Annotated in this window: 2 protein-coding genes; both read left to right on the top strand. The window is 37.3% G+C overall.

The window, feature by feature from the left end; translation table 11 throughout:
* On the top strand, positions 1 to 959 hold a 959-nt coding region (locus ACOVO2_RS16560; protein ID WP_421771048.1), incomplete at its 5' end, for a PDDEXK nuclease domain-containing protein.
* A gap of 85 nt (positions 960 to 1,044) precedes the next feature.
* The coding region (locus ACOVO2_RS16565) for a hypothetical protein (RefSeq protein WP_421771049.1) at positions 1,045 to 1,618 on the top strand (574 nt) is incomplete at its 3' end.

Consider the following 1,618-nt stretch of genomic DNA (forward strand, 5'->3'; position numbering starts at 1 on the left):
TCTTACAAGCACAATACAACAGCTATAGTGCCGTAAATTCGGAGATGATTTTGGCGTATTTGGATATTGGCAAAACTATCTCCGAAAAAACAAAAACAGGCTGGGGTACTTCTGTTATCCAACAACTCTCCAAAGACCTGCAAGCGGAGTTTAATGGGGTAAAGGGTTTTTCTGAAAGAAACTTGCACCGAATGAAATTGGTGTATGAAGAAATGCAAACCAATGCAATTTCGCCACAGCTTGTGGCGAAATTGCATTGGGGGCATACCTCTTTGATTTTCAGCAAGATAAAAGATAAAGCCGAACGTACATTTTATTTAGAAAAAGCTCAGACAGAGGCTTGGAGCAGAAGCATACTAGAGGAAAAAATTAGGTTTGACCTGTATGCCAATTACCAACAGTTTCAAAGCAACTTTGATAAAACGCTGAGTGCTCAGGAGATAACGGCATATCACCTACAGTTTAAGGACGAATATGACCTTTCTTTTTTGAACCTGCCCGACCACCACACCGAAAGGCAACTCCAAAACGCCCTAGTGGCGAATATCACCAAAATGCTCGGGCAGTTTGGAAGTGATTTTGCCTTTATGGGACAGCAATTTCGTTTGGAACTCGATGATAAAGAGTACTTTGTGGACTTACTGTTTTATCACCGCAAATTAAAATCAATGATTGCCATAGAACTGAAAGTAAACGAGTTTAAACCCGAATACAGCCAACAACTCAATTGGTATTTGCACTTACTCGACAAAACCGTCAAATACCCCGAAGATAACCCCAGCATTGGCATACTGCTATGCAAAACCAAAAGCCAGCTTACGGTAGAATACGCACTGGAAATTGTAAACAAACCGATGGGCGTAGCCACTTACACTTACTCGCAGCTACCCAAGGAAATTGCCCAAAACCTACCAAGTGCCGAACAATTGGCGGTAATTTTTAATACAAATGATGAATAAAACGAAAGAAGATTGGATTGAAGTTGAATTGGGGGAAGTTGCGAAAAGTATTCAGTACTAAGATTGTGGTGGTTGCACAATTGTTATGGGTAATTATAAACGAGCTAAAGCTACAGACAATAAATTAAATATGGAATTAAAGACAAAATATTTAGAGAAGCTGAAAAATGAACAAATTTTAGCTGACTTCTATACTGACACTTATGACGAGTCAGACTATGGATTTGTAGTTGACTATAATGAGAATTATTTACTGATTGAAACGTTTGACGATGAATGTAATTATGACGGCTTGACTATTTTCTTACGACACAATATTTCAAGAATTAGATGGTCTGGTAATGACATAGAAAGTGTTTCAAAACTCATAGACACTTCAAAACGCCAAACAGGTAAAATAAATATTGACCTGACTTCCATTCAGAGTATTTTAGCAAGTGTAAACAGAACATTTAATCACTTGACGGTTCATATTGAAGACATAGACAAAAATATTTGCTTCATTGGACAAATTCACGAAATGGACGATACCTCAATTGTAATTCACGAATTTGGAACTAAATCTACGTTGGATAGAAAATTTATTTTACTTGGACTTGATGACATAACAAGAATTGATGCAGGGGGACAATATGAAAACAACTTGAAAAGACTATTTA

It is taken from the genome of Emticicia sp. (assembly GCF_049241225.1).
Lineage (GTDB): Bacteria > Bacteroidota > Bacteroidia > Cytophagales > Spirosomataceae > Emticicia.